At 69.0% G+C, this 21,715-nt stretch carries 20 protein-coding genes; 12 read left to right on the top strand and 8 right to left on the bottom strand.

The features are described from left to right. The first annotated feature begins 139 nt into the window (after positions 1 to 139). Complete coding sequence (locus V7Z82_RS14440; RefSeq protein WP_334152234.1) at positions 140 to 553, top strand: DUF2690 domain-containing protein; 414 nt, start codon at positions 140 to 142, stop codon at positions 551 to 553. Between the two features lie 21 nt (positions 554 to 574). On the opposite strand, the gene V7Z82_RS14435 is transcribed toward V7Z82_RS14440, so the two are convergent. Then, complete coding sequence (locus tag V7Z82_RS14435) at positions 575 to 1,441, bottom strand: EamA family transporter (protein ID WP_334152233.1); 867 nt, start codon at positions 1,439 to 1,441, stop codon at positions 575 to 577. Positions 1,442 to 1,708: 267 nt separating this feature from the next. Here V7Z82_RS14435 and V7Z82_RS14430 point away from each other — a divergent pair, with 267 nt between their 5' ends. The 3 genes from V7Z82_RS14430 (at position 1,709) to V7Z82_RS14420 (ending at position 5,126) form a co-directional block, all read left to right on the top strand. After that, positions 1,709 to 3,001, top strand: a complete 1,293-nt coding sequence (locus V7Z82_RS14430; RefSeq protein ID WP_334152232.1) for a M18 family aminopeptidase — start codon at positions 1,709 to 1,711, stop codon at positions 2,999 to 3,001. Between the two features lie 47 nt (positions 3,002 to 3,048). Next, complete coding sequence (locus V7Z82_RS14425; RefSeq protein ID WP_334152231.1) at positions 3,049 to 4,491, top strand: purine-cytosine permease family protein; 1,443 nt, start codon at positions 3,049 to 3,051, stop codon at positions 4,489 to 4,491. 101 nt (positions 4,492 to 4,592) lie between these two features. Next, positions 4,593 to 5,126, top strand: a complete 534-nt coding sequence (locus V7Z82_RS14420; protein ID WP_334152239.1) for a cysteine hydrolase family protein — start codon at positions 4,593 to 4,595, stop codon at positions 5,124 to 5,126. A gap of 105 nt (positions 5,127 to 5,231) precedes the next feature. Here V7Z82_RS14420 and V7Z82_RS14415 read toward each other — a convergent pair whose 3' ends face one another. Further along, on the bottom strand, positions 5,232 to 5,942 hold the full coding sequence (locus V7Z82_RS14415; protein ID WP_334152230.1) for an MBL fold metallo-hydrolase: 711 nt from the start codon (positions 5,940 to 5,942) through the stop codon (positions 5,232 to 5,234). Positions 5,943 to 6,022: 80 nt separating this feature from the next. On the opposite strand from V7Z82_RS14415, the gene V7Z82_RS14410 reads away from it, so the two are divergent. Beyond that, positions 6,023 to 6,547, top strand: coding sequence for a TetR/AcrR family transcriptional regulator (locus V7Z82_RS14410; RefSeq protein WP_334152229.1), 525 nt, complete (start codon positions 6,023 to 6,025; stop codon positions 6,545 to 6,547). 65 nt (positions 6,548 to 6,612) lie between these two features. Here the strand turns inward: V7Z82_RS14410 and V7Z82_RS14405 are convergent, their stop codons facing one another. Both V7Z82_RS14405 and V7Z82_RS14400 read right to left on the bottom strand, forming a co-directional pair. Next, positions 6,613 to 8,310, bottom strand: coding sequence for an MDR family MFS transporter (locus V7Z82_RS14405; protein WP_334152228.1), 1,698 nt, complete (start codon positions 8,308 to 8,310; stop codon positions 6,613 to 6,615). Beyond that, on the bottom strand, positions 8,311 to 8,970 hold the full coding sequence (locus tag V7Z82_RS14400; RefSeq protein ID WP_334152227.1) for a TetR/AcrR family transcriptional regulator: 660 nt from the start codon (positions 8,968 to 8,970) through the stop codon (positions 8,311 to 8,313). A 215-nt stretch (positions 8,971 to 9,185) separates the two neighbouring features. Between V7Z82_RS14400 and V7Z82_RS14395 the strand changes: the two genes are divergently transcribed. Continuing rightward, positions 9,186 to 10,241: an alpha/beta hydrolase gene (locus V7Z82_RS14395; protein ID WP_334152226.1), complete on the top strand. Its 1,056-nt coding sequence runs from the start codon at positions 9,186 to 9,188 to the stop codon at positions 10,239 to 10,241. A 243-nt stretch (positions 10,242 to 10,484) separates the two neighbouring features. Here the strand turns inward: V7Z82_RS14395 and V7Z82_RS14390 are convergent, their stop codons facing one another. Next, on the bottom strand, positions 10,485 to 11,858 hold the full coding sequence (locus V7Z82_RS14390; RefSeq protein WP_334152225.1) for a pyridoxal phosphate-dependent decarboxylase family protein: 1,374 nt from the start codon (positions 11,856 to 11,858) through the stop codon (positions 10,485 to 10,487). 9 nt (positions 11,859 to 11,867) lie between these two features. After that, positions 11,868 to 12,464 carry a TetR/AcrR family transcriptional regulator gene (locus V7Z82_RS14385; protein WP_334152223.1) on the bottom strand — a complete coding sequence of 199 codons (597 nt, stop codon included), beginning with the start codon at positions 12,462 to 12,464 and terminating at the stop codon, positions 11,868 to 11,870. Between the two features lie 101 nt (positions 12,465 to 12,565). On the opposite strand from V7Z82_RS14385, the gene V7Z82_RS14380 reads away from it, so the two are divergent. Beyond that, the gene (locus V7Z82_RS14380; protein ID WP_334152222.1) at positions 12,566 to 13,597 is read left to right on the top strand and encodes an agmatine deiminase family protein; all 1,032 of its coding nucleotides are present in this window, start codon (positions 12,566 to 12,568) and stop codon (positions 13,595 to 13,597) included. Further along, on the top strand, positions 13,594 to 15,315 hold the full coding sequence (locus tag V7Z82_RS14375) for an amidase (protein ID WP_334152221.1): 1,722 nt from the start codon (positions 13,594 to 13,596) through the stop codon (positions 15,313 to 15,315). Before V7Z82_RS14380 ends, V7Z82_RS14375 begins: the two co-directional genes overlap by 4 nt. Positions 15,316 to 15,346: 31 nt before the next feature. Here the strand turns inward: V7Z82_RS14375 and V7Z82_RS14370 are convergent, their stop codons facing one another. Continuing rightward, positions 15,347 to 16,852, bottom strand: a complete 1,506-nt coding sequence (locus V7Z82_RS14370; protein ID WP_334152220.1) for a glutamate-cysteine ligase family protein — start codon at positions 16,850 to 16,852, stop codon at positions 15,347 to 15,349. Between the two features lie 118 nt (positions 16,853 to 16,970). Between V7Z82_RS14370 and V7Z82_RS14365 the strand changes: the two genes are divergently transcribed. From V7Z82_RS14365 to V7Z82_RS14350, 4 genes are read left to right on the top strand one after another with little or no spacing between them, the layout of a single operon-like run. Then, on the top strand, positions 16,971 to 17,822 hold the full coding sequence (locus V7Z82_RS14365) for a tryptophan 2,3-dioxygenase (RefSeq protein WP_334152219.1): 852 nt from the start codon (positions 16,971 to 16,973) through the stop codon (positions 17,820 to 17,822). After that, positions 17,822 to 18,775 carry an amidohydrolase family protein gene (locus tag V7Z82_RS14360; protein ID WP_334152218.1) on the top strand — a complete coding sequence of 318 codons (954 nt, stop codon included), beginning with the start codon at positions 17,822 to 17,824 and terminating at the stop codon, positions 18,773 to 18,775. The genes V7Z82_RS14365 and V7Z82_RS14360 overlap by 1 nt, the downstream gene beginning before the upstream one ends. A 1-nt stretch (position 18,776) precedes the next feature. Next, complete coding sequence (locus V7Z82_RS14355) at positions 18,777 to 20,051, top strand: kynureninase (protein ID WP_334152217.1); 1,275 nt, start codon at positions 18,777 to 18,779, stop codon at positions 20,049 to 20,051. Next, positions 20,048 to 20,875, top strand: a complete 828-nt coding sequence (locus V7Z82_RS14350; protein ID WP_334152216.1) for a PaaX family transcriptional regulator — start codon at positions 20,048 to 20,050, stop codon at positions 20,873 to 20,875. Before V7Z82_RS14355 ends, V7Z82_RS14350 begins: the two co-directional genes overlap by 4 nt. A gap of 54 nt (positions 20,876 to 20,929) precedes the next feature. On the opposite strand, the gene V7Z82_RS14345 is transcribed toward V7Z82_RS14350, so the two are convergent. Further along, positions 20,930 to 21,415 (bottom strand): FBP domain-containing protein, encoded by a 486-nt coding sequence (locus V7Z82_RS14345; RefSeq protein ID WP_334152215.1) that lies wholly within the window; start codon positions 21,413 to 21,415, stop codon positions 20,930 to 20,932. Positions 21,416 to 21,715 lie beyond the last annotated feature (300 nt).

The raw sequence follows: 21,715 nt of genomic DNA, 5'->3' as shown, positions 1-21,715 counted from the left end.
CCGACATTCCCACCCCGAAAACCCCAGACCAAACCAATATTCCAGAATGCGATCCGCGCAACCCGCCCTGACACCACCGCCCGTGGAACACTGGCCCCACGACCGCCGCTCGACGGTCCTCCCGAGAATGGAGTGAGCGATGAAGAAGCTGTTCAGCCAAGGCATCATCGTGGCGATGCTGATTCTGTCCGCGGTGTTCGCCGCGGCACCGAGTCCAGCTGCCGCGGCAGTCACGTGCAGCCGTGACGCGTGTTCGGGGAAGGACCCGCAGAGCAGCGGGTGCGCGGCAGATGCATACACCGTCGCTCACAACTTCATCCCCGGGACGAGCACGATCGTCGAGATCCGATGGTCACAGGCGTGCCAGACGAATTGGGCGCGCGTGGGTCTGGTCACCTCGAACGTGAAGGCCGTGCAGCAGACCGGATACACACAGGGGTACAGCTCGAACAACGGGTCGGCGTCGTGGTCGAAGATGATCTACTCCCCGGTGCTGTGCGTGAAGGCCCTCGCCTGGGGGAACTGGGGAACGACCTCGACGTCATGCGTGTGAGGGAAGCCACAACGACCGGCCTCACACCGCCAGCAGCACGATCCCACCCACCACGACCAGCGACGCGGCGATCCGCCACCCCGGCCGCGACTCACGCAGCACGAAGACCCCGAACAGGCTCACGAGCACGACGCTGACCTCTCGCAGCGGCGCGACGAGCGCGACCGGAGCGATCTGAATCGCGGTCAGCACCAGGATGTACGACAGCGGAGACAGCACCCCGAACACGACGATCCGCCGCCACTGCGCACGGCCCAGCGCCCACACGGCATCCCATCGGTGTCGCACCGCGATCGAGTAGAACGGCACCTGCAGCAGCGTCGTCCCCACCATGAAGGCGACGGGCGACAGCTCCCAGGTGCGCACGACGTGCGCGTCCCAGATCGTGTACGTCGCGATCGCGACACCGGTGAGCAGACCGAACACGAGACCGAGGTCGAGACCGCGCCGCCTGCCGGCGCCCCGACCACGGTCGACGAGACCGATCGCGACCACCCCGACGATCACCGCGGCGACGCCGATCAGCGCGATCGCGGAGGGCCGCTCCCCCAGGATCAGCACTGCGACGATCACCGACAGGAACGGGCCGGTGCCGCGCGCGGTCGCGTACACGGTCGAGAGGTTGCCCTCGCGATAGCCGCGCTGCAGCACTGCCATGTAGGCCACGTGCAGCACCGCCGACACCGAGACGCCGAGTGCGAACGACCCGAGGTCGTCCGTGCCGAGTCCGCCGGTGAACGGCACGGCGCCGATCCAGACGACCGTGCTCGCGACGGCGCCCCACCAGAGGAACGTGGCCCCGGCCCTGCTGATGCCGTGCGCGATGATGTTCCACGCCGCGTGCGAGAGGGCGGCGCCGAACACGAGGACGAAGGCGAGAGGAGACACGGTGCAGACCCTTCCATCCATCGCGGGGCGCGACGAACAGGGTCCTCCGGGCTTTTGTCCTGTCAGATGACGGCTCTCCTGCGGAGGAGAACCGTGGCGCCGCTCGGACCAGTCGGGCGCGAACCCCGGAACCCTAGGCGCTATCGAGATCACCATAACTCCGGGATGTGAACGCGAGGCAAACGACCTCGACGCGCCAGGCCCCGCGCGAATCGCACAACCTCCGCGACTACGCTCGAAGCACGCCCGAAATCCAGGAAGGCACCCATGCCCATCACCCCGGTCGCACTCGCCCACGCCGACGATCTCGCCGACTTCATCGCCGCCGCACCGTCGAGCTACCACGCCGCAGCGGAGGTCGCACGCCGCCTCGAAGCAGCAGGCTTCACCCGGTTGCAGGAGGAGGAGTCGTGGCCGGCGCAGGCCGGCGGACGCTTCGTGGTGGTGCGAGACGGCGCGACGATCGCCTGGGTCGTGCCGACGGATGCCGCGGCCACCACTCCCTCGCACATCTTCGGTGCGCACACCGACTCCCCCGGATTCAAGCTCAAGCCGCAGCCGACGACCGGTGCACGCGGCTGGCTGCAGGCGGCCGTGGAGGTCTACGGCGGTCCGCTGCTGAACTCCTGGCTCGACCGGGAGCTGCGACTCTCCGGACGCCTCGCCCTCGCGGACGGCCGGGTCGTGCTCGCCGACACCGGCCCGCTGCTGCGTCTGCCGCAGCTCGCGATCCACCTGGACCGCGGCGTCAACAACGGCCTCTCCCTGGACAAGCAGACCGAGACGCAGCCCGTCTGGGGCCTCGGCGACCCGACGCAGGCCGACATCCTCGCGGAGCTCGCAGCCTCGGCGGATGTCTCGGCATCCGACGTCCGCGGCTACGACGTCGTGATCGCGGACTCCGCCCGCGGCGCCGTGTTCGGCAAGGACGACGCCTTCTTCGCGGCCGGTCGCCTCGACGACCTCGCCTCGGTGCACGCCGGCGCTGTCGCGATCATCGAGATCGCCGATCGGACGCCGCGCTCGAAGGCCCCGATCGCCGTGTTCGCCGCCTTCGACCACGAGGAGCTCGGCTCCGAGTCGCGCTCCGGCGCAGCCGGCCCGTTCCTCGAGGACGTGCTCGAGCGCATGTACGCCGGACTCGGCGCCGACGCCTCGGAACGCCGCCAGGCATACGCGTCGTCATGGTGCCTGTCGAGCGACGTCGGCCACTCGGTGCACCCGAACTACATCGCGAAGCACGATCCGGTCGTGCAGCCGGTGCTCGGGTCGGGTCCGATCCTCAAGATCAACGCCAACCAGCGCTACGCGACGGATGCCGTCGGCACGGCCGCATGGCGCACGTGGTGCGAGCGCGTCGGCGTGAACACCCAGGAGTTCGTGTCGAACAACGCCGTCCCGTGCGGCACGACGATCGGCCCGATCACGGCGACGCGCCTCGGCATCCGCACGGTCGACGTCGGCATCCCGATCCTGTCGATGCACTCCGCCCGTGAGCTCGCAGGCGTCTCCGACCTCTACGACCTCTCCCGCACCGCGGAGTCGTTCTTCACGGCCTGACCCCGCGTGCGCGCCCACTGCCTGCTCGGCAGTGCCAAGATGTCCACATGACGGACATCAAGCCGGCTCTCATCGAGCGTGCGGGCATCGAGATCATCCCCGAATCCGAGCGGACCGCGAAGCCTCGCGACCTCTTCTGGCCGTGGTTCGCAGCGAACGTCTCGGTGTTCGGCATGTCGTACGGGTCGTTCGTGCTGGGCTTCGGCATCTCGTTCTGGCAGGCGACGGTGGTGTCGATCATCGGCATCGTGGTGTCGTTCCTGCTGTGCGGACTCATCGCGATCGCCGGCAAGCGCGGCTCAGCGCCGACCATGGTGCTGTCGCGCGCGGCGTTCGGCGTGCAGGGGCAGAAAGTGCCAGGCATCGTCTCGTGGCTGACCTCGATCGGCTGGGAGACCTTCCTCGCGATCCTCGCCGTGCTGGCGACAGCGACCGTCATCACGCAGCTCGGCGGCGACGGCGACAGCGTCGTGGTGAAGATCATCGCCACCGTGATCGTCGCCGCGCTCATCGTCGCGGCGTCCGTGCTCGGGTATCACACCATCATGCGGATGCAGTCGGTGCTGACCTGGATCACCGGCGTCGTGACCGTGCTCTACATCATCCTCGCGGCGCCGCAGGTCGATCTCGCAGCGGTCATGGCTCGCCCTGATGGCGGCATCGGTCAGGTGATCGGCGCCCTCGTCATGGTGATGACCGGCTTCGGACTCGGCTGGATCAACATCGCAGCCGACTGGTCGCGCTACCAGAAGCGCACGGCGTCCGACGGAGCGATCGTCGCCTGGAACACGATCGGCGGCTCGGTGGCACCGGTGATCCTCGTGGTGTTCGGACTGCTGCTCGGCGGCTCGAACGACGACCTCATGAACGCGATCGCAGCAGACCCGATCGGCGCCCTCGCCTCGATCCTGCCGGTCTGGGTGCTCGTGCCGTTCCTGCTCACCGCGGTGCTCGCGCTCGTGTCGGGCGCGGTGCTCGGCATCTACTCCTCGGGACTGACGCTGCTGAGCCTCGGCATCCGCATCCCCCGCCCCTCGGCCGCCGCGATCGACGGCGTCATCCTCACGATCGGCACTATCTTCGTCGTGTTCGTCGCGACCGACTTCCTCGGACCGTTCCAGAGCTTCCTCATCACGCTCGGGGTGCCGCTCGCCTCGTGGGCCGGCATCCTGATCGCCGACATCCTGCGCCGGAAGAAGAACTACGACGAGGAGGCCCTGTTCGACAGCCGGGGCCGATACGGCGCCTGGGACTGGACCTCGATCGGCACCATGGTCGTCACCAGCGTGATCGGCTGGGGCCTCGTCGTGAACAACTTCGCCGAGGACGCCGCCTGGAACAACTGGCAGGGATACCTGCTGTTCCTGATCGGCGGCAAGGACGGCGACTGGGCATACGCGAACCTCGGCGTCTTCTTCGCGCTCGTGCTGTCGTTCCTCGTCACGTACTTCGCGCGGGCCGCGAAGATCCGGCGACAGGAGCAGGTGTGACTGGCCCTTCGACAGGCTCAGGGACCCGCGGGGCGGATGCAGGGACCCGCGGGGCGGATGCAGGGACCCACGGGGCGGATGCAGGAACCCAGGGCGCGTGGCTGGTCGTGATCGACCCGCAGGCGATCTTCGCGTCGCCTGACTCCGCGTGGGCATCGCCGTTCTTCGCGGAGGCGATCCCGCGGATCAGCGCACTGGCCGCATGCTTCGGCGAGCGGGTACTGGTGACCAGATGGATGCCGACGGCCGACCGCTCCACATCATGGGGCGAGTACTTCGCCGCGTGGCCGTTCGCTGACCAGCCCCCGACCGATCCGCTGTTCGACCTGGTTCCCGAGGCGGCCGAGCTGTCGCAGCATCCGACCCTCGACCTGCCGTCCTTCGGCAAGTGGGGCGCCGAGATCGAGGCGGTGGTCGGTCACGGCGCGCACGTCGTGCTCGCCGGCGTCTCGACGGACTGCTGCGTGATCTCGACCGCGCTGGCCGCAGCGGATGCAGGAGCGCACGTCACCGTCGCCGCCGACGCCTGCGCCGGCTCGAGCGCCGAGAACCACGCGGCTGCCCTGCAGGTGATGGGGCTCTATCCCCCGCAGATCACCGTCTCCGATACGGCCACGGTGCTCGCCGGGCGCTGAGGTGCGCCCTCTCGGGTCACGAACAGCGGGGATTGTCACGATCGGCGGACCGATCCGACGAATGCGTCCGCGAAACGTGAGCCCATCCGCCGATCGCGATCTCCGTCAGCCCGCCGCGCGCACCGCGGCCGCGATATCGGCCGGCGATCCGTGCCACGGCGCCCCATGCCCCGGCAGCACCCAGGATGCGGAGACCTCGGCGAGGCGGTCGAGTGACGCCAGCGCGTCGGCGGGCTCATCCGTGAACGGAGCGGGCTGGGCGCCCGTGCGTCCCGTGAGCACGTGACGGGTCGTGAGGGCGTCGCCGACGAACACGGCATCCGCGGCCGGCACGTGCACTGCGATACTCCCTGGCGAGTGTCCTGGCATCCCGATCACGACGGGAGCACCCGGCAGATCGAGCACGTCGCCATCGGCGACCTCGGTCACCTCGGACACGTGCGGCGTGCGCAGCGCGTTCTTGCGGATGCCGTAGGCGAAGAAGCCGAGTGTCGGGCCGATCCGCGCCGGTCCCATCGCCGTCTTCGGCTTCTCGCCGGTGCGCACGCGATGCGCGTCGGCCGAGTGGATGAACACGGGCACCCCGACCTCTCGACGCAGTCGTTCGGCGAACCCGATGTGATCGCCGTCGCCGTGCGTCAGCACGAGTCCGCGGATATCGGACATCGGTCGCCCGAGCTCGGCGAGTTCGCGCGTGAGGTCATTCCAGTGGCCGGGGAGACCGGCGTCGATCAGGGTGATGCCCTCTGGGAGATCGATGAGGTACGAGGCGACGATGTCGTTGCCGAGACGGCGCAGGTGCGGTGCGAGCTTCATGGCGGATCCTCTCAGGATGATTGCGATGGCTACGTTACGTAGCTATCATGGCTATTGTCAATAGCTATCAAGGAGACGTCATGCCGACACCCGACCGGACCTCGCTCGACCAGATCATCGCCGCCGGCCGCGAGATCCTCGACGCCACGGGGCCTGCGAGTGTCACGATGCAGGCCGTCGCCACCAGGGTGGGCGTGCGCGCCCCCTCGCTCTACAAGCGGGTCCGTGACCGCGATGCCCTGCTCTCCGCGATCGCCGAGTCGGCGATCGACGAACTGACCGCTCGCCTCGATGCCACGGATGCCGACATCGCCGAGATCGCGCAGGCGTACCGCGGCTTCGCCCAGCAGCATCCGGAGGCCTTCCGCCTCATGTTCAGCGCTGCCGCTCCGCACGAGGCGCTGCAGCGCTCGGCCGCACCGCTCATCCGCGCGACGACCGCCCTCGTCGGCGAGGACGACGCCCTCGATGCCGCACGCCTCTTCACCGCCTGGGCGACGGGGTTCCTGCAGATGGAGCTGTCGGGCGCCTTCCGGCTCGGCGGTGACGTCGACCGCGCATTCGAGTACGGCCTGCGGCGGCTGATCGCCGGACTGGCCACGTGACACGGGAACGGCCCCGCCCACCGAAGTGAGCGGGGCCGGCCGATTGCGAGGCGGACAGGGTCGCGTCAGCGTTCCGTCTGCTCGGCGTCTCCGCCCTCGTCGCTCCGCTCGGTCGCCGACTCCGGCCGCGCGGCTGTCAGCGTCGCAGCGGCGCCCGAGCGGGAACCCGACCGCTGCTCGGCCTCGAGCCGCTCCGCCTCCTCGCCCGAGATCGCCTCGCCGCGGGCCACGAGGCCGGCCTGGTCGGAGAGCGGGATCTGCTTGAGGAACAGCGAGAGCACGAGCGCCAGCACGATGAACGGCACGAGGTACCAGAACACTGGCGCCAGCGCATCCGCGTATGCCGTCACGATGCCGTCGCGAACCTCGTCCGGGAGGGCGTTGAGCGTGGCGGGGTCGATCGTCGCTGCCGACTGCGCGGCGTCGTCGGCGGATGCTCCGGCACCGGCGAACACTCCGACGAGGTTCTCGGTCAGTCGCGTCGTGAAGAGCGTGCCGAACACCGCGGTGCCCAGCGATGCGCCGACCTCGCGGAAGTAGTTGTTCGTGCTCGTCGCGGTACCGATCTCGTTCGACGGGACCGCGTTCTGCACGACCAGCACGACGACCTGCATGATCAGGCCGAGCCCTGCGCCGAACACGAACAGGAAGACGCAGATCAGCCAGATGGGCGTCTCGGCCGAGAGCGTCGTCATCGAGACCATCGCGATACCGGTGAGGATCGTGCCGATGATCGGGTAGATCTTGTACTTCCCGGTCTTCGAGATCGCGATGCCGGAGAAGATCGACGTGCCGATCAGCCCCACCATCATCGGGATCATCAGCAGGCCGGATTCGGCGGCCGAGGTGCCGGACGACATCTGCAGGAAGGTCGGCACGAAGCCGATCGCGGCGAACATCCCGATGCCGAGCACGAGTCCGATCGCGGTGGCGTTGATGAAGATCGGGTTGCGGAACAGGCTCAGCGGGATGATCGGGTCCTGCACACGCGACTCGGTGATCACGAATGCCGTGGCAGCGACGATCAGGCCGGCGCCCCACGCCCAGGTTGCCATCGACGACCAGCCGAACTCCTTGTCGCCGCCGAAGTCGGTGAAGAAGATGAGGCAGGTCGTGGCGATCGAGAGGAAGATCACGCCGAAGATGTCGATCGGCTTCTCAGCCTTCTTGCTCGGCAGCTTCAGGGCGACGAGCGCGATGATGAATGCCGCGACGCCGACCGGGATGTTGATGTAGAACGCCCACTGCCAGGTCATGTGGTCGACGAAGAATCCGCCGAGCAGCGGACCGGCGACGGCGGAGAGGCCGAAGACGGCCCCGAGCGGACCCATGTACTTGCCTCGCTCGTTGGCAGGCACGATGTCGGCGATGATCGCCTGCGAGAGGATCATCAGACCGCCGCCGCCCAGTCCCTGCAGGGCACGGAAGACGACGAACATCCAGAAGTCGCTGGCGAAGGCGCAGCCGACCGAGGCGAGCGTGAAGAGGGCGATCGCGACGAGGAACAGGTTGCGGCGCCCGAGCACGTCACCGAACTTGCCGTAGATCGGCATGACGATCGTGGTCGCGAGCAGGTAGGCGGTGGTGATCCAGACCTGGTGGTCGACGCCGCCGAGCTCGCCGACGATGGTCGGCATGGCGGTCGAGACGATCGTCTGATCGAGGCTGGACAGCAGCATCCCGGCGATCAGGGCGCTGAAGATGATCCAGATGCGGCGCTTGGTGAGCAGGAACGGCGCATCCTTGGTTGCGGTGGCGGACATTCAGTCTTCTTTCGGGGCGGAGGTCGGTGCAGAGTTCAGGGCGGGAGGAGATGCGGGCGAAGGATCGGATGCCGGTGCGAACGCGGCGCGAGCGATGTCGAGCCGTCGCAGGACGAGGTCTTCGATGGACTCGGTGGAGTGGTGGTGGAGCAACTGGTCGACGGCCATGCGCACCAGCGCGCCGGTCATGTGCACGACGACCTCGGCGCGCAGCGTCTCGCCCTCCCCCTCGCGGCGGACGATGAGCGCGACGTCGCGGCGCTCGTTCTCCGCCAGACGCTCGAAGGCGCCTCGGAGCAGCCGCGGCTCGTTCTCGATCACGGACATCAGCGCCGGAGCATCCGACAGCGGGTCGAGCAGTGCCCACCGGCGGAGCATGATCGTGACGAAGTCGTCGAGCAGATCGCCCTCCATCGCCACGAACTCCTCGTCCAGCTCGACCAGGCGCGGATCGATCTCGGTGAAGCCGAAGACCGCATTCTCCTTGCTCTCGAAGTAGTTGAAGAAGGTGCGGCGGGAGACCCCGGCCTCGGCGCACACGTCTTCGACCGTGAAGCCCGAGAAGCCGTGTTCGATCGTGAGCCGACGCGCGATGTCGGTGAGTGAGCGGATGGTCTCGCGCTTCCGGAGATCCCGCAGTGAACCTGCACTGTCGTTCATAGAGTGCAATATTGCACTCTGAACCTTGGAGTGCACTGAAAGGTGTCGCTGTGTCCGAGTACCGAGCTCCTCACCGACAGCTGCACGAGGACCCGACGGATGCACGAGGAAACGTGCACATTCCTCGTGCATCCGTCCCCTGCTCATGCATGTGACACTCGTGCTCGTGCGCGGAACCGGAATACTGGCACACTGATGCGCAGGGAGGGGTTCCATTGAGCATCAGCGCGCACGCCGAAGAGTCCGAGCACCCGAGAAAGGCGCGACGACCGTGGCGACGCACGAAGATCGCCGTCGGGATCGTGGTCGCCGTCGCCGCGGTGATCGCGATCATCGGATCGCTCACGCCATGGCCCTCGGCGATGCTGATCCGCGCCGTGTTCACGAAGGGCGGCGATGAGACCGCTGCCGAGATGGACAAGCACGTCCCCGATACGAAGCTCACCGAGCAGCTCGATGTCGCATACGGCGACGCGGGCGCCGACACCACGATGGACGTGTTCACTCCGGCATCCGCCACCGGGCCGCTGCCGACCGTCGTCTGGATCCACGGCGGCGCCTGGATTTCGGGGGCGAAGGAGAACGTCGACCCGTACCTGCGCATCCTCGCCGCCGAGGGCTTCACGACCATCGCGGTGAACTACACGATCGGACCGGAGGGCGTGTACCCGCTCGCCGTGCACCAGCTCAATGACGCGCTCGCGTACATCGACGAGCACGCCGACGAGCTGGGCGTCGACGCCGACCAGATCGTGCTCGCGGGCGACTCGGCCGGCGCGCAGCTGGCCAGCCAGATGGCGACGCTCATCACGAGCACCGCCTACGCCGAGATCATGGACATCACGCCCGCGATCGCGGCCGAACAGCTCGTCGCGACCGTGTTGAACTGCGGCGTGTACGACCTCGCCGCCCTCGCCCGCCTCGACGGCATCGCCGGCTGGGGCTTCAAATCGGCGATGTGGGCGTACTCGGGCACCAAGACCTGGGCCGAGGACTCGACCGGCGCCACCATGTCGACGGTCGACTGGGTCACGAAGGACTTCCCGACGACGTACATCTCTGGCGGCAACGGCGACGGCCTCACCTGGCTGCAGTCGATCCCGATGGCGCAGCGCCTCGACGAGCTCGGCGTCGACGTGACGACCCGGTTCTGGCCGGCGCCGCACGAGCCGCAGCTGCCGCACGAGTACCAGTTCCACCTCGACCTGCCGGATGCGCAGACCGCCCTGCAGCAGACGATCGAGTTCCTGAATGCGCACACGACGCGCTGACGGCATCCGCCTGTCCGGCCTGCCCTCAGCCGGTGCGACCTGCAGGGAGATGTGCGACCTGCAGGGAGAATCGGGCCGGATGCTCCTGCAACCCGCATTTCTCCCTGCACGTCGCGCGCGGGGTTCGGTCCCGATCCGCGAAGGTCGTCCCGATCCGCGGAGGTCGTCCCGATCCGCTGAGGAATCGTGCGAATCCGTCGGCTGATCGGGACCGGGTCCGCTGATCGTGACCCGGGCGTTCGCCTACTTCATCGTGTCGAGGATGCCGACGAGGTCGTCGAAGGTGGTCAGCGGGTTCAGGATGGCGAAGCGCGTGTTCGGGCGACCCTGGTGCGAGCTCGGCACCACGAAGGCGTGCTGCGTGTCGAGGAGTGCGGCCGACCAGCGGTCGTAGTCGGCACGATCCCAGCCGTCGCGCTCGAACACGACCACCGAGAGCTGCGGGTCGCGCACCAGGCGCAGCTCCGGGCGGCGGGCGATCTCGTCGGCGATGCGCCTGGTCAGGGCGATCGTGGCGCTGACCGCATCGCGGTACGCCGTCACCCCGTAGGTCGCGAGCGAGAACCACATCGGCAGGCCGCGCGGGCGCCGTGTGAGCTGGATCGAGTAGTCGGAAGGGCTGAACTCGTCGACGTCGGTGAGGATGTCGAGATACTCGGCATGCTGCGTGTGTGCGCGGCGTCCGTTGTCGGGGTCGCGGTAGATCAGGGCGCAGCAGTCGAACGGCGCGAACAGCCACTTGTGCGGGTCGACGATGACCGAGTCGGCACGCTCGACGCCGGCGAAGATGTGCCTGCCTTCCGGAGCGAGCATGGCCGTGAGCCCGTAGGCGCCGTCGATGTGCAGCCAGAAGTCGAACTCGTCCTTCAGCGCGGCGATGCCTTCGATGTCGTCGACGATCCCGAAGTTCGTCGAGCCGCCGGTCGCGACGACCGCGCAGATCTCGTCACCGTGCTCGGCCAGCGCTGCGCGCACGGCATCCGCCCGCAGCACGCCGTCGTCGCCCGCCGGCACCAGCAGCACGTCGGCGTCCATGACCCGCGCGGCTGACGTGTTCGAGGAGTGCGCCTCGACGCTGCAGACGATCTTCCATCGCCTCGGCAGCTCCTTGTCGGCCTCGAGCAGGCGCGCCTTCGCGGCCTCGCGGGCGGCGACCAGCGCCGAGAGGTTGCCGATCGTGCCGCCCTGGACGAACACGCCGCCGGCGGTCTCCGGGAGCCCGAACTCGGCGGCGAGGAACGACAGCACCTCGTTCTCGGCATGCACGGCGCCGGCGCCTTCGAGCCAGCTGCCGCCGTAGAGCCCGGATGCTGACACGACCAGGTCGAACGCGATCGCGGCCATGGTCGGCGCGGTCGGGATGAACGACAGGTACAGCGGATGACTCGTCGTCAGACAGGCCGGGGCGAGCACGTGCTCGAACAGACTGAGCGCCCGGTTCGCTCCGAGTCCGGCGTCCGTGATCGTGGCGCCGATCAGTCGGTTCAGCTCCGCCTCGGTCTGCGGCTTGTCGAGCGGCACGTCGGCGGCCAGCATCCGCCGCCGCGAGTAGTCGAGCACGGCGTCGATGATCGCGGTCGACTCGGCAGAGGCCGCGTGCATGCGCACAGCATCCATGGTGCTTCCTTAGGTTCTCGGGGAGTTGAGGGAATCGTCTGCGTGGTCGAGGGCGACCGAGAGTGCGCGGCGGGCGAGATCGGCGCGGTCGTGCGGGGCCCACTTCACGAGCGAGTGCGCGTTCATGCCGTCGACCATCGCGAGCAGCAGCCAGGCGGCGGTGTCGGTTCGGGATGCCGCGATCTCCCCGGTGGCGACGGCCGCGGCGAGGTGCTCCTCGATCGCGCTCTGCCACAGGTCCATCTCGGTGCGCACGCGCGCTGCGAGGGTCTCGTTGCGCACGCCGAGCGCCCAGGCCTGCACCCACACGAGCGTGACGTCGTCGCGGTCGCCGTCGAGCAGCGTCTCGACCATGTGGAAGAGGTTGTCGCGCACACCGCGGTCCGGGTCGAAGTCGGCCATCACCTCGACACGCTCGGCCCCCACGATCTCGCCGAACACGTCGGCGAGGAATGCGTCCATGACCGGGCGGTAGTGCGCGATCAGCGCCGGAGTCACGCCCACTCGCTGCGCCACGGCCCGAACCGTCAGGCTCTCCAGACCGCTCTCGCGAGCGAGGCCGATCGCCCCGTCGAGGATCGATCGGTCGCGCTGCTCAGGCGACATCCGCCTGGGGCTCGTGACTCTTGACGTCGTGTTCATCACGGGTTACCGTAGCACCTGTTGATCGCATGTTCAATAACCGGATCCGTTGCGAGGAGACCACGATGGCCTGGCGAATGCCCGCAGAGACAGCACATCATGAGCGCACCTGGATGGCCTTCCCCGCCGAGGGTCAGACGCTGGGCGAGACCGATGCCGAGCGCGAAGAGGGCTACGCCGCCTGGACCGCGGTCGCACACGCGGTCGCCGAGTTCGAGCCGGTCACGATGGTCGTCGATCCGAGCGAGGTCCCGCGGGCCAGGCGGATGCTGAGCGGCGGCATCGAGATCGTCGAAGCACCCGTCGACGAGTTCTGGATGCGCGACTCCGGACCCACCTTCGTGGTCGACGACGAGCGCCCGGGAGTACTCGGCGCTGTCGACTGGATCTTCAACGGCTGGGGCGCGCCGGACTGGGCCGAGTGGCGCAAGGCCGCGGAGCACGCGCGCATCGTGGCCGGAGCCGTGGGCGCCGAGCTGGTCAGTTCGACGCTCGTGAACGAAGGCGGCGGCATCCACGTCGACGGCGAGGGCACCGTGCTGCTGACGGAGACCGTGCAGCTCGACCCTCGACGCAATCCCTTCGCCGACCGACAGCGCGTCGAGGCCGAGATGGCCCGCACGATCGGCGCGACCAAGGCGGTGTGGCTCCCCCGCGGACTCACCCGCGACTACGACGACTTCGGCACCAACGGACACGTCGACATCGTCGCGACCATCACCTCGCCAGGCACGCTGCTGCTGCACGAGCAGCAGGATCCAGCGCACCCGGACCACGCGGTCACCCGCGACCTGCGCGCGCACCTCGAGCAGCAGACGGACGCTGCCGGCCGCCGCTTCGAGGTGCTGGCGCTCCCTGCCCCCCAGGCACTCCGCGACCACGAGGGCTTCGTCGACTGGAGCTACGTCAACCACCTCGTCACGAACGACGGTGTGGTCGCGTGCGGCTTCGGCGAGGACCGGGCGGATGCCGCGGCGCGGGAGATCCTCGCGGCGGCGTACCCAGGGCGCCGAGTGGTCACGGTGGATGCCCGTCCGCTGTTCGACCGCGGCGGCGGCATCCACTGCATCACGCAGCAGCAGCCGGCAGTCGCATGACCGCCTTCGAGGTGGCGGAGGCGTCGATCGCCGACCTGCGCGGCGCACTCGAGCGCGGCGACACGACCGCGGTCGAGCTCGTCGCCGCCTACCGGGCGCGCATCGCGGCCTTCGACGCGCTGGACACCGCAACCACGCTGAACGCGGTCGTCGTGACCAATCCGGATGCCGAGGTTGAGGCCGCGGCATCCGATGCCCGCCGTGCCCGTGGCGAGACGCTCGGGCCCCTCGACGGCATCCCGTACACCGCGAAGGACAGCTACCTCGTGCGTGGACTCACCGCTGCGGCCGGCAGCCCCGCGTTCGCCGAGCTCGTGGCACAGCGCGACGCGTTCACGATCGAGCGGCTGCGTGCAGGCGGAGCCATCTGCCTCGGGCTGACGAACATGCCCCCGATGGCGAACGGCGGCATGCAGCGCGGCGTCTACGGCCGCGCCGAGAGTCCGTACAACGCCGAGTTCCTCACCGCGCCCTTCGCCTCGGGCTCTTCGAACGGCTCAGGCACGGCGACGGCGGCGAGTTTCGGGGCCTTCGGCCTGGGCGAGGAGACCTGGTCGAGCGGCCGCGGTCCCGCCACGAACAACGCCCTCTGCGCGTACACCCCGTCCCGCGGCGTGATCTCGACCCGCGGCAACTGGCCGCTCGTGCCGACCATGGACGTCGTCGTACCGCACGCCCGCACGATGGCCGACCTGCTCGAGGTGCTCGACGTGATCGTCGCCGACGACACCGAGGTGCGCGGGGACTTCTGGCGCGCGCAACCGTGGGTGTCGCTGCCCGTGTCGTCCGAGGTGCGCCCGGCGTCGTATCCCGAGCTGTCGGTCCACGCGACAGCGGCTCTCCGCGGCGAGCGCATCGGCATCCCGCGCATGTACATCAACGCGGATCCGGAGGCCGGCACCGCCGACGCGCCCGGCATCGGCGGCCCCACGGGGCAGCGCATCGAGACCCGCGCCTCGGTGATCGAGCGCTGGGAGGGGGCCCGCCGTGACCTCGAGGCCGCCGGAGCGACGGTCGTCGAGGTCGACTTCCCTGTGGTGTCGAACTACGAGGGCGACCGTCCTGGCGCGCCGACGATCATGACCCGTGGACTCGTGACGCCCGAGTATCTGCAGCGCGAGATCGTCGACCTGTCGGCGTGGGCGTGGGAGGACTTCCTGCAGGCGAACGGCGACTCGACGCTGCACACGCTGGCCGAGGTCGACGGCGCCACGATCTTCCCGCATCCGCACGGCGCACTCCCCGACCGCTACACCGGCTTCGACGACGACATCGCCGAGTACCCGGGCTGGGTGCGCACGCATCCCGGCGCCTCGTTCACCGAGATGCCCGAGCTCCCCGACGGACTCCGCGGGCTCGAAGAGACCCGTCGCATCGACCTCGAGGAATGGATGGACGGGCTCGGACTGGACGCCGTCGTGTTCCCCGCGGTGGCCGACGTCGGCCCGGCCGACATGGACGTGCACGCGGCATCCGCCGACCTCGGCTGGCGCAACGGGACGTGGATCGCGAACGGCAATCTCACCGTGCGGCACCTCGGCATCCCGACCGTCACGGTGCCGATGGGCGTCATGGCCGACATCGGCATGCCCATCGGGCTGACGTTCGCCGGGCGCGCCTACGACGACACGGCGCTGCTCCGGCTGGCCGCGGCATTCGAGGCGATCGGCGCTCCTGGAACTCGGCGCACTCCGCCGCCGCGAACGCCCGCGCTGTGAGCACGCACGCAGGACAGCAGGGGCCCGAGCGTCAGTGCGTCCAGGTGTGCACGGGCTCGCCGGCCTGCATCCGCTCCAGATAGTCCGCGAGCATGCCGTGCAGCGCCTCAGGCCGTGACGCGCCGGCGCGCTCGCGAGCCGAGACGTTCTCCCGCTGCCAGACCGCGCCGTTCCGTCCGGTGAGGCAGCGCTGCTCGATGATGCCGAGATACCGATCACGGACCTCGGGGTCGACGCCGTACGCGTCCAATCCCTCGGCCGCCGCAGGCAACAGCCGACGCAGCACCAGTTCTCGCGGGCTGATCCAGCCGACCTCCGGCCAGTACAACCGCGAGTCGATGCCGCCGCGTGCGGCGGCGCGCAGGTTCTCCGCGGCTGCGTCGAAGGTCATCTGCGTCCAGATGGGGCGGTCGGCCTCGGCCATGCTGCGCACCAGACCGTAGTAGAACGCGGCATCCGCCACCACGTCGACGACGCTCGGTCCCGCCGGGAGCACCCGGTTCTCGAGGCGCAGATGCGCTGTGCCGCTCTCGGCATCGTAGATCGGACGGTTCCAGCGATAGACGGTGCCGTTGTGCATGCGCAGCTCGGCGAGTTCCGGTGCGCGCCCCTCGTCCAGCGCCTCGAAGGGATCCTCATCCGAGGTCACGGGCAGCAGCGCGGGGAAGTACCGCGAGTTCTCCTCGAAGAGGTCGAAGATCGACGTGACCCATCGCTCGCCGAACCAGACGCGGGGACGCACACCCTGGTTCTTCAGCTCCTGCGGACGGGTGTCGGTGGCCTGCTCGAACATCGGGATCCGCGTCTCGTGCCACAGCGCCTTGCCCGCGAAGAATGGGGAGTTCGCAGCCAGCGCCACCTGCACACCGGCGATCGCCTGCGCCGCATTCCAGTACGCGGCGAACGACTCGGGTGCGACCTGCAGATGCAGCTGCACGGAGGTGCAGGCGGCCTCGGGCAGGATCGTGTCGCAGACCATCGCGAGCTGCTCGGCCGGCCGGTCATCGCCCAGTGCGACACCGTCGAGCTGCAACTCGATGTCCTCGCCCCGCGCCGAGAGGATCTGCTGACCGAGCAGGCTGTATCGGGGATCGGCCGAGAACCAGCGCTCGGTGAAGTGCGTCTCGTCGAGCGTCGGAAGCATCCCGATCATGGCCAGACCGCTGCCGGCGGACCGCGCCCGACGATCGGCGACTTCGAGCGAGCCGCGCAGCACCGTCTCGAGCTCCTGGAGATGCCCGCCGCCGATCGGTCGAGGCGCCACGTTGATCTCGACATTGAACCGCGCGAGTTCCGTCTGGAATGCCGGAGACGCGATCGCGTCGAGCACCGTTTCGTTCCCGCGGGCCGGAGCGCCGTGCTCGTCGACGAGATTCAGCTCGATCTCCAGACCGAGCTGCGAGTCAGGGGCGTCCACGGTCGCGAATCGGCCGTCCGCGAGCATGGATGCCAGGGCGTCGAGGCACCGCTCGGCCTTGGCGCGGAACTGCGTACGGTCCTGGCGCGTGAACGTCTGCGCCTCGATGCTGTCGCCCATATGCCGACGGTATCCACCGGGCGCCTCGCCGTCGAGGAAGGCTTCCCATATTTCATCATTGTGACGGTCGACAGAATTGTTATATGTTCTATCTGTCCGTCACGACAGGAAGCGACCCATGAGCACCGAGAACGAGCGCGCACTCGAAGCCGGCATCGTCACCGACATGTCAGGGCGGATGAGCTACGGCTCGTACCTCTCGCTCGACCAGCTGCTCACGGCGCAGCATCCGGTCAGCGTTCCCGAGCACCACGACGAGTTGCTGTTCATCATCCAGCATCAGACCACCGAACTCTGGCTCAAGCAGCTGCTGCACGAGCTGTCATCGGCCCGCGAACTGCTCGCCAGCGACGATCTGCGCGAAGCGTTGAAGCGCGTGGCACGCGTCAAGAAGATCCAGGACGTGATGACGCAGCAGTGGGCGATCCTCGCGACGCTCACCCCCACCGAATACGCGCAGTTCCGCGGCGCCCTCGGCAGCTCATCCGGCTTCCAGTCCGTGCAGTACCGCGCGGTGGAGTTCGCGCTCGGCAACAAGAACGAGAAGATGCTCAGCGTCTTCAGCGACCACCCGGCGAACCTCGCGCTGCTCACCGCCGAGTGGGAGAAGCCGACGCTGTACGACGAGTTCCTGCGCTACGCCTCGCGCCGCGGACTCCCCATCCCCGCCTCGATCCTCGACCGCGACGTGCGCCAGCCGTATCGCGAGACGGCCGAGCTGGTACCGGCGATCCGCGAGATCTACCAGCACCACCAGGAGCACTGGGACCTGTACGAGGCGTGTGAAGACCTCGTCGACCTCGAGGACAACTTCCAGTTCTGGCGCTTCCGCCACCTGAAGACCGTCGCCCGCACGATCGGCATGAAGGTCGGCACCGGCGGATCCAGCGGCGTGGGCTTCCTGCAGCGCGCCCTCGACCTCACCTTCTTCCCCGAGCTCTACACGGTGCGGACGGAGATCGGCGGCTGATGCACGCCGTCACGTACTTCGATGGCGAAGCATGGCGAGCGGGCACGGCCGGCCTCGTCGATGGGCGGGTCCGTCTGAGCGACCTCGAGCCGACGGCCGATCCGCCGCGCCTCGACGGCGTGATCAGCGGCGGGTACACCGACCACCACGTGCATCTGCAGCTCGTCGATCACATGCTGCTCGCAGGTTCGACGCTCGGCCGCGTGGTCGACCTCGGCGCGAATCCCGAGGTCGTGGTTCGGCTCGGGGCCGGTGCGGTCGATATCGCATTCGCAGGTGCGTTCCTGACGCCGGTGGGCGGCTATCCGTCCGACCGGGAGTGGGCGCCAGCCGGCTCGGTGCGCGAGATCGCTGATGCGGATGCTGCAGCCGTCGCGATCACCGAGATGGCGGATGCCGGTGCACGCCGTATCAAGGTCGCGAGCAACGCGCATGCGGGGCCGGTGTTCGACGACGCACTCTTCCGCACGATCGTCGAGCTCGCCGCGGCGCGCAGCCTCCCGGTGGTCGCCCACACGGAGGGTCGGGGCCAGGCGCAGCGCGCAGCGCGGCTCGGCGCCACCCAGCTCGCGCACGCACCGTTCACCGAGCGACTCGATGACGCGGAGATCGCCGAGCAGGCGGCATCCGTCTCGTGGATCTCGACGCTCGCGATCCACAGCGGCGCCGACCTGACGATCGCCCTCGACAACGTGCGACGCTTCCATGCCGCCGGCGGCATACTCCGCTACGGCACCGATATGGGCAACGGCCCGACGCCGGTGGGCCTCAACGCGGGCGAGCTCGCTGCGCTCCGGGACGCCGGTCTCGACGACACGGCACTGCTCCAGGCGCTCGCTCCGGTCGACCCGCTCGATCCGGCATCCGTCCTGCTGTTCTTCCCCGGCGCGACGCCAGCGACCGCCGATCCGTTGCACGCCCGCCCCCTCACCGCCGACGACCTGAAGGTGTGACATGACCGATCTCCTCGACCGCGCCCGCGAACTCGATGCCGCCGATCCGCTGCGTGCGCACCTGGATGCCTTCGCCGAGGCGCCGGGCGTCAGCGCCTACCTCGACGGCAACTCGCTCGGGCGTCCGCTGCGAGACATCCCCGAGAAGATCGCACGGTTCGTGCGCGAGGACTGGGGCACCAGGCTCATCCGCTCCTGGGACGAGCAGTGGATGGCGCTGCCGATGGAGCTGGGCGACCGCATCGGCGCGCTCGCCCTCGGCGCGGCCGCCGGACAGACCGTCGTGGCCGACTCGACCAGCGTGCTCATCTACAAGCTGCTGCGCGCGGCCCTTCGACAGGCTCAGGGACCCGACGGGGCGGCTCAGGGACCCGACGGGGCCGCACAGGGACCCGGCGCCTCGAACACCCGCACCGAGATCGTGATGGAGGCCGGCAACTTCCCGACCGACCGCTTCCTGGTCGCCGGGGTCGCCGCCGAGACCGGCATGACGGTCCGCTGGCTCGAGCCCGATCCGGTGCACGGCGTCACCGTCGCCGACATCGACGCGGTCGTCTCAGAACGCACCGCCCTGGTCTCGCTGAGCCACGTCGACTATCGCTCCGGCGCGCTGGCGGACATGCCGGCGATCACGGATGCCGTGCACGCCGCCGGCGCGCTCATGATGTGGGATCTGTGCCACTCGGTCGGCGTCGTCCCGATGCAGCTGGATGCGTGGGGTGTCGACCTCGCCGTCGGATGCACGTACAAGTACCTGAACGGCGGCCCGGGCTCGCCCGCGTTCGCGTACCTGCGCCGGGGTCTGCATGGCGTGCTCCGTCAGCCGATCCACGGCTGGTGGAGTGCGGCCGACATCTTCGCGATGGGACCGGAGTACGTGCCGTCCGACGACATCCGACAGCTGCTGAGCGGCACGCCGCCGGTCACCTCGATGCTCGCGATGCAGGGCATGCTCGACCTGATCGAGGAAGCGTCGATCGATGCGGTGCGGGCCAAGTCGATCTCGCTGACGGACTTCGCCGTGCAGGCGTACGACGAGGTGCTCGCCCCGCTCGGCGTGCGGCTGCTGAGTCCCCGCGACGCCGCAGTCCGCGGCGGTCACGTCACGATCGGGCACCCCGATTTCCGCGCAGTGACCGCACGGCTGTGGGACGACGGCATCATCCCGGATTTCCGCTTCCCCGACGGCATCCGCCTCGGGCTGTCACCGCTGAGCACCTCGTATGCGGAGACGGTCACCGGGGTGCTGGCGATCCGTGACGCGCTGAACGCATGACGCCCGATCCACGCGGGGCCGCGGCGGTGCTCGACGACGTCGACGCCCGCCCAGGCAGTACCTCCTCGCTGCTGCGCACGGTGGTCGGGCTGTTCCTGCGTCCGCTCGGCGGCTGGATCTCGGCCGCCGATCTGGTGACGCTGTCGGAGGATCTCGGCATTCCGACCGCGCAGGCCCGCACCGGCATCACGCGCCTGAAGCAGAAGGGACTGCTGCTCGCCGAACGCGACGGCGTCGCCGGGTACCGGCTCAACCCGGCGGCGGTTCGGATGCTGGAACTCGGCGATCGTCGCATCTTCGAGATGCGCGAGATGCACGACGAGGATCCCTGGTGCCTGGTGTCGTTCTCGATTCCGGAGAGCGCCCGCAGCGTTCGCCATCAGTTGCGGAAACGGCTGCAGTGGATCGGCGCCGGTATCGTGTCGCCGGCGCTCTGGATCTGCCCGGGGCACCTGCAGGACGAGGTCACTCAGATCGTCGACGACCTCGACGCCCGCGCGTGGGTCACCCTGTTCCAGGCTTCGACGCCGCAGACCGCACTGGCCCTCGTCGACGCCGCAGCGACCTGGTGGGACCTCGACGCGCTGCGCGCCGAGCACCGCGCGTTCCAGGAGTCGCTCGCAACGCTCCCCGCCGAGCCCTTCGCCGCCTACGTGCAGCTGATCGACGGTTGGCGCGTGCTGCCGTACGTGGATCCCGGTCTGCCACCGGCCATGCTGCCGAACGACTGGCCCGGGCGGCGCAGCTTCGACGAGTTCGCGCGGCTGTCCGCTGCGCTCGCCGGCCCCGCGCTCGCCCACGTGCGCGCGGTGACGGTCGGCTGACGCTGATCGCGAGACGCGGGTGCGGGCCCCGAATCGGCCCCGCACCCGTAGCCGTCAGGCGTCGAGCCCGTCGATGAACGCCCGGACGTGCTCACCCAGGCGCAGGATGCGCAGGTCGCGCGCGAGCTCGCGGTCGAAGCCCTCGTAGGCGAGCGGCGGCAGCCGGCGGACGTTCGTCGAGCAGTCGAAGTTCGCACATACGAGGGTCCCGACCGTGTCACCCTTGCGTCCGGCAGGGCCTGTCTTGCGGGCGGTGAACAGCTGCACGTCGTTGCGGAGCGTGACGTCATCGCACCATGAGCACTGGGCGCGGGTCGCGAAGCGCTGTTCGGCCTGCTGCAGCAGCACGCCGGCGAAGCCGTCTTCGACCTCGATGATCACGTAGGCGCGACGCGGCGACTTCGGATCGGACCAGCCGAGGTAGTCGAGCTTCTCGAAGTCGATGTCGCCGAAACCGGCGGGGAGGTTCATGTCTGAGACCTCTTTACGAGAGGCGTTGCGGAAGGATGCGCGGATGGCGCGCTCGTCGATGGGACGCATGATGATGAGTGCTTTCGTAGGTGCTCGCCGGATCGGCGAGTCGATGAGAAGAGGTCGGCGCCCGAACGGGTCACCGGATACGACAGGACCCCGGAGACGGCATCCGCCTCCGGCTGGTCGTCAGCCTCTGCCACCGACGCAGAACGCGCCGGTGCCTCCGCCCTGCGCCCCACGGGCGCTCCTCGATTTCAACACCCGGCGAGTGTACACCCGCTCCACCTCCCGGGTCGCTGAGCCCTCCCGGGTCGCTGAGCCCGACTGGGTCGCTCAGCCCACTGGGTCGCTGAGCCTGTCGAAGCG

This window comes from Microbacterium sp. (assembly GCF_036823965.1).
Lineage (GTDB): Bacteria > Actinomycetota > Actinomycetes > Actinomycetales > Microbacteriaceae > Microbacterium.
The sequence above is the reverse complement of the archived record's forward strand: the minus strand, read 5'-3'. Positions and strand labels throughout refer to the sequence as shown.

Coding starts and splice junctions, on each gene's coding strand:
- V7Z82_RS14440 (WP_334152234.1), top strand. CDS start 140: ATGAAGAAGCTGTTCAGCCAAGGCATCATCGTGGCGATGCTGATTCTG.
- V7Z82_RS14430 (WP_334152232.1), top strand. CDS start 1,709: ATGCCCATCACCCCGGTCGCACTCGCCCACGCCGACGATCTCGCCGAC.
- V7Z82_RS14425 (WP_334152231.1), top strand. CDS start 3,049: ATGACGGACATCAAGCCGGCTCTCATCGAGCGTGCGGGCATCGAGATC.
- V7Z82_RS14415 (WP_334152230.1), bottom strand. CDS start 5,942: ATGAAGCTCGCACCGCACCTGCGCCGTCTCGGCAACGACATCGTCGCC.
- V7Z82_RS14410 (WP_334152229.1), top strand. CDS start 6,023: ATGCCGACACCCGACCGGACCTCGCTCGACCAGATCATCGCCGCCGGC.
- V7Z82_RS14405 (WP_334152228.1), bottom strand. CDS start 8,310: ATGTCCGCCACCGCAACCAAGGATGCGCCGTTCCTGCTCACCAAGCGC.
- V7Z82_RS14400 (WP_334152227.1), bottom strand. CDS start 8,970: ATGAACGACAGTGCAGGTTCACTGCGGGATCTCCGGAAGCGCGAGACC.
- V7Z82_RS14390 (WP_334152225.1), bottom strand. CDS start 11,858: ATGGATGCTGTGCGCATGCACGCGGCCTCTGCCGAGTCGACCGCGATC.
- V7Z82_RS14385 (WP_334152223.1), bottom strand. CDS start 12,464: ATGTCGCCTGAGCAGCGCGACCGATCGATCCTCGACGGGGCGATCGGC.
- V7Z82_RS14380 (WP_334152222.1), top strand. CDS start 12,566: ATGGCCTGGCGAATGCCCGCAGAGACAGCACATCATGAGCGCACCTGG.
- V7Z82_RS14375 (WP_334152221.1), top strand. CDS start 13,594: ATGACCGCCTTCGAGGTGGCGGAGGCGTCGATCGCCGACCTGCGCGGC.
- V7Z82_RS14370 (WP_334152220.1), bottom strand. CDS start 16,852: ATGGGCGACAGCATCGAGGCGCAGACGTTCACGCGCCAGGACCGTACG.
- V7Z82_RS14365 (WP_334152219.1), top strand. CDS start 16,971: ATGAGCACCGAGAACGAGCGCGCACTCGAAGCCGGCATCGTCACCGAC.
- V7Z82_RS14360 (WP_334152218.1), top strand. CDS start 17,822: ATGCACGCCGTCACGTACTTCGATGGCGAAGCATGGCGAGCGGGCACG.
- V7Z82_RS14355 (WP_334152217.1), top strand. CDS start 18,777: ATGACCGATCTCCTCGACCGCGCCCGCGAACTCGATGCCGCCGATCCG.
- V7Z82_RS14350 (WP_334152216.1), top strand. CDS start 20,048: ATGACGCCCGATCCACGCGGGGCCGCGGCGGTGCTCGACGACGTCGAC.
- V7Z82_RS14345 (WP_334152215.1), bottom strand. CDS start 21,415: ATGCGTCCCATCGACGAGCGCGCCATCCGCGCATCCTTCCGCAACGCC.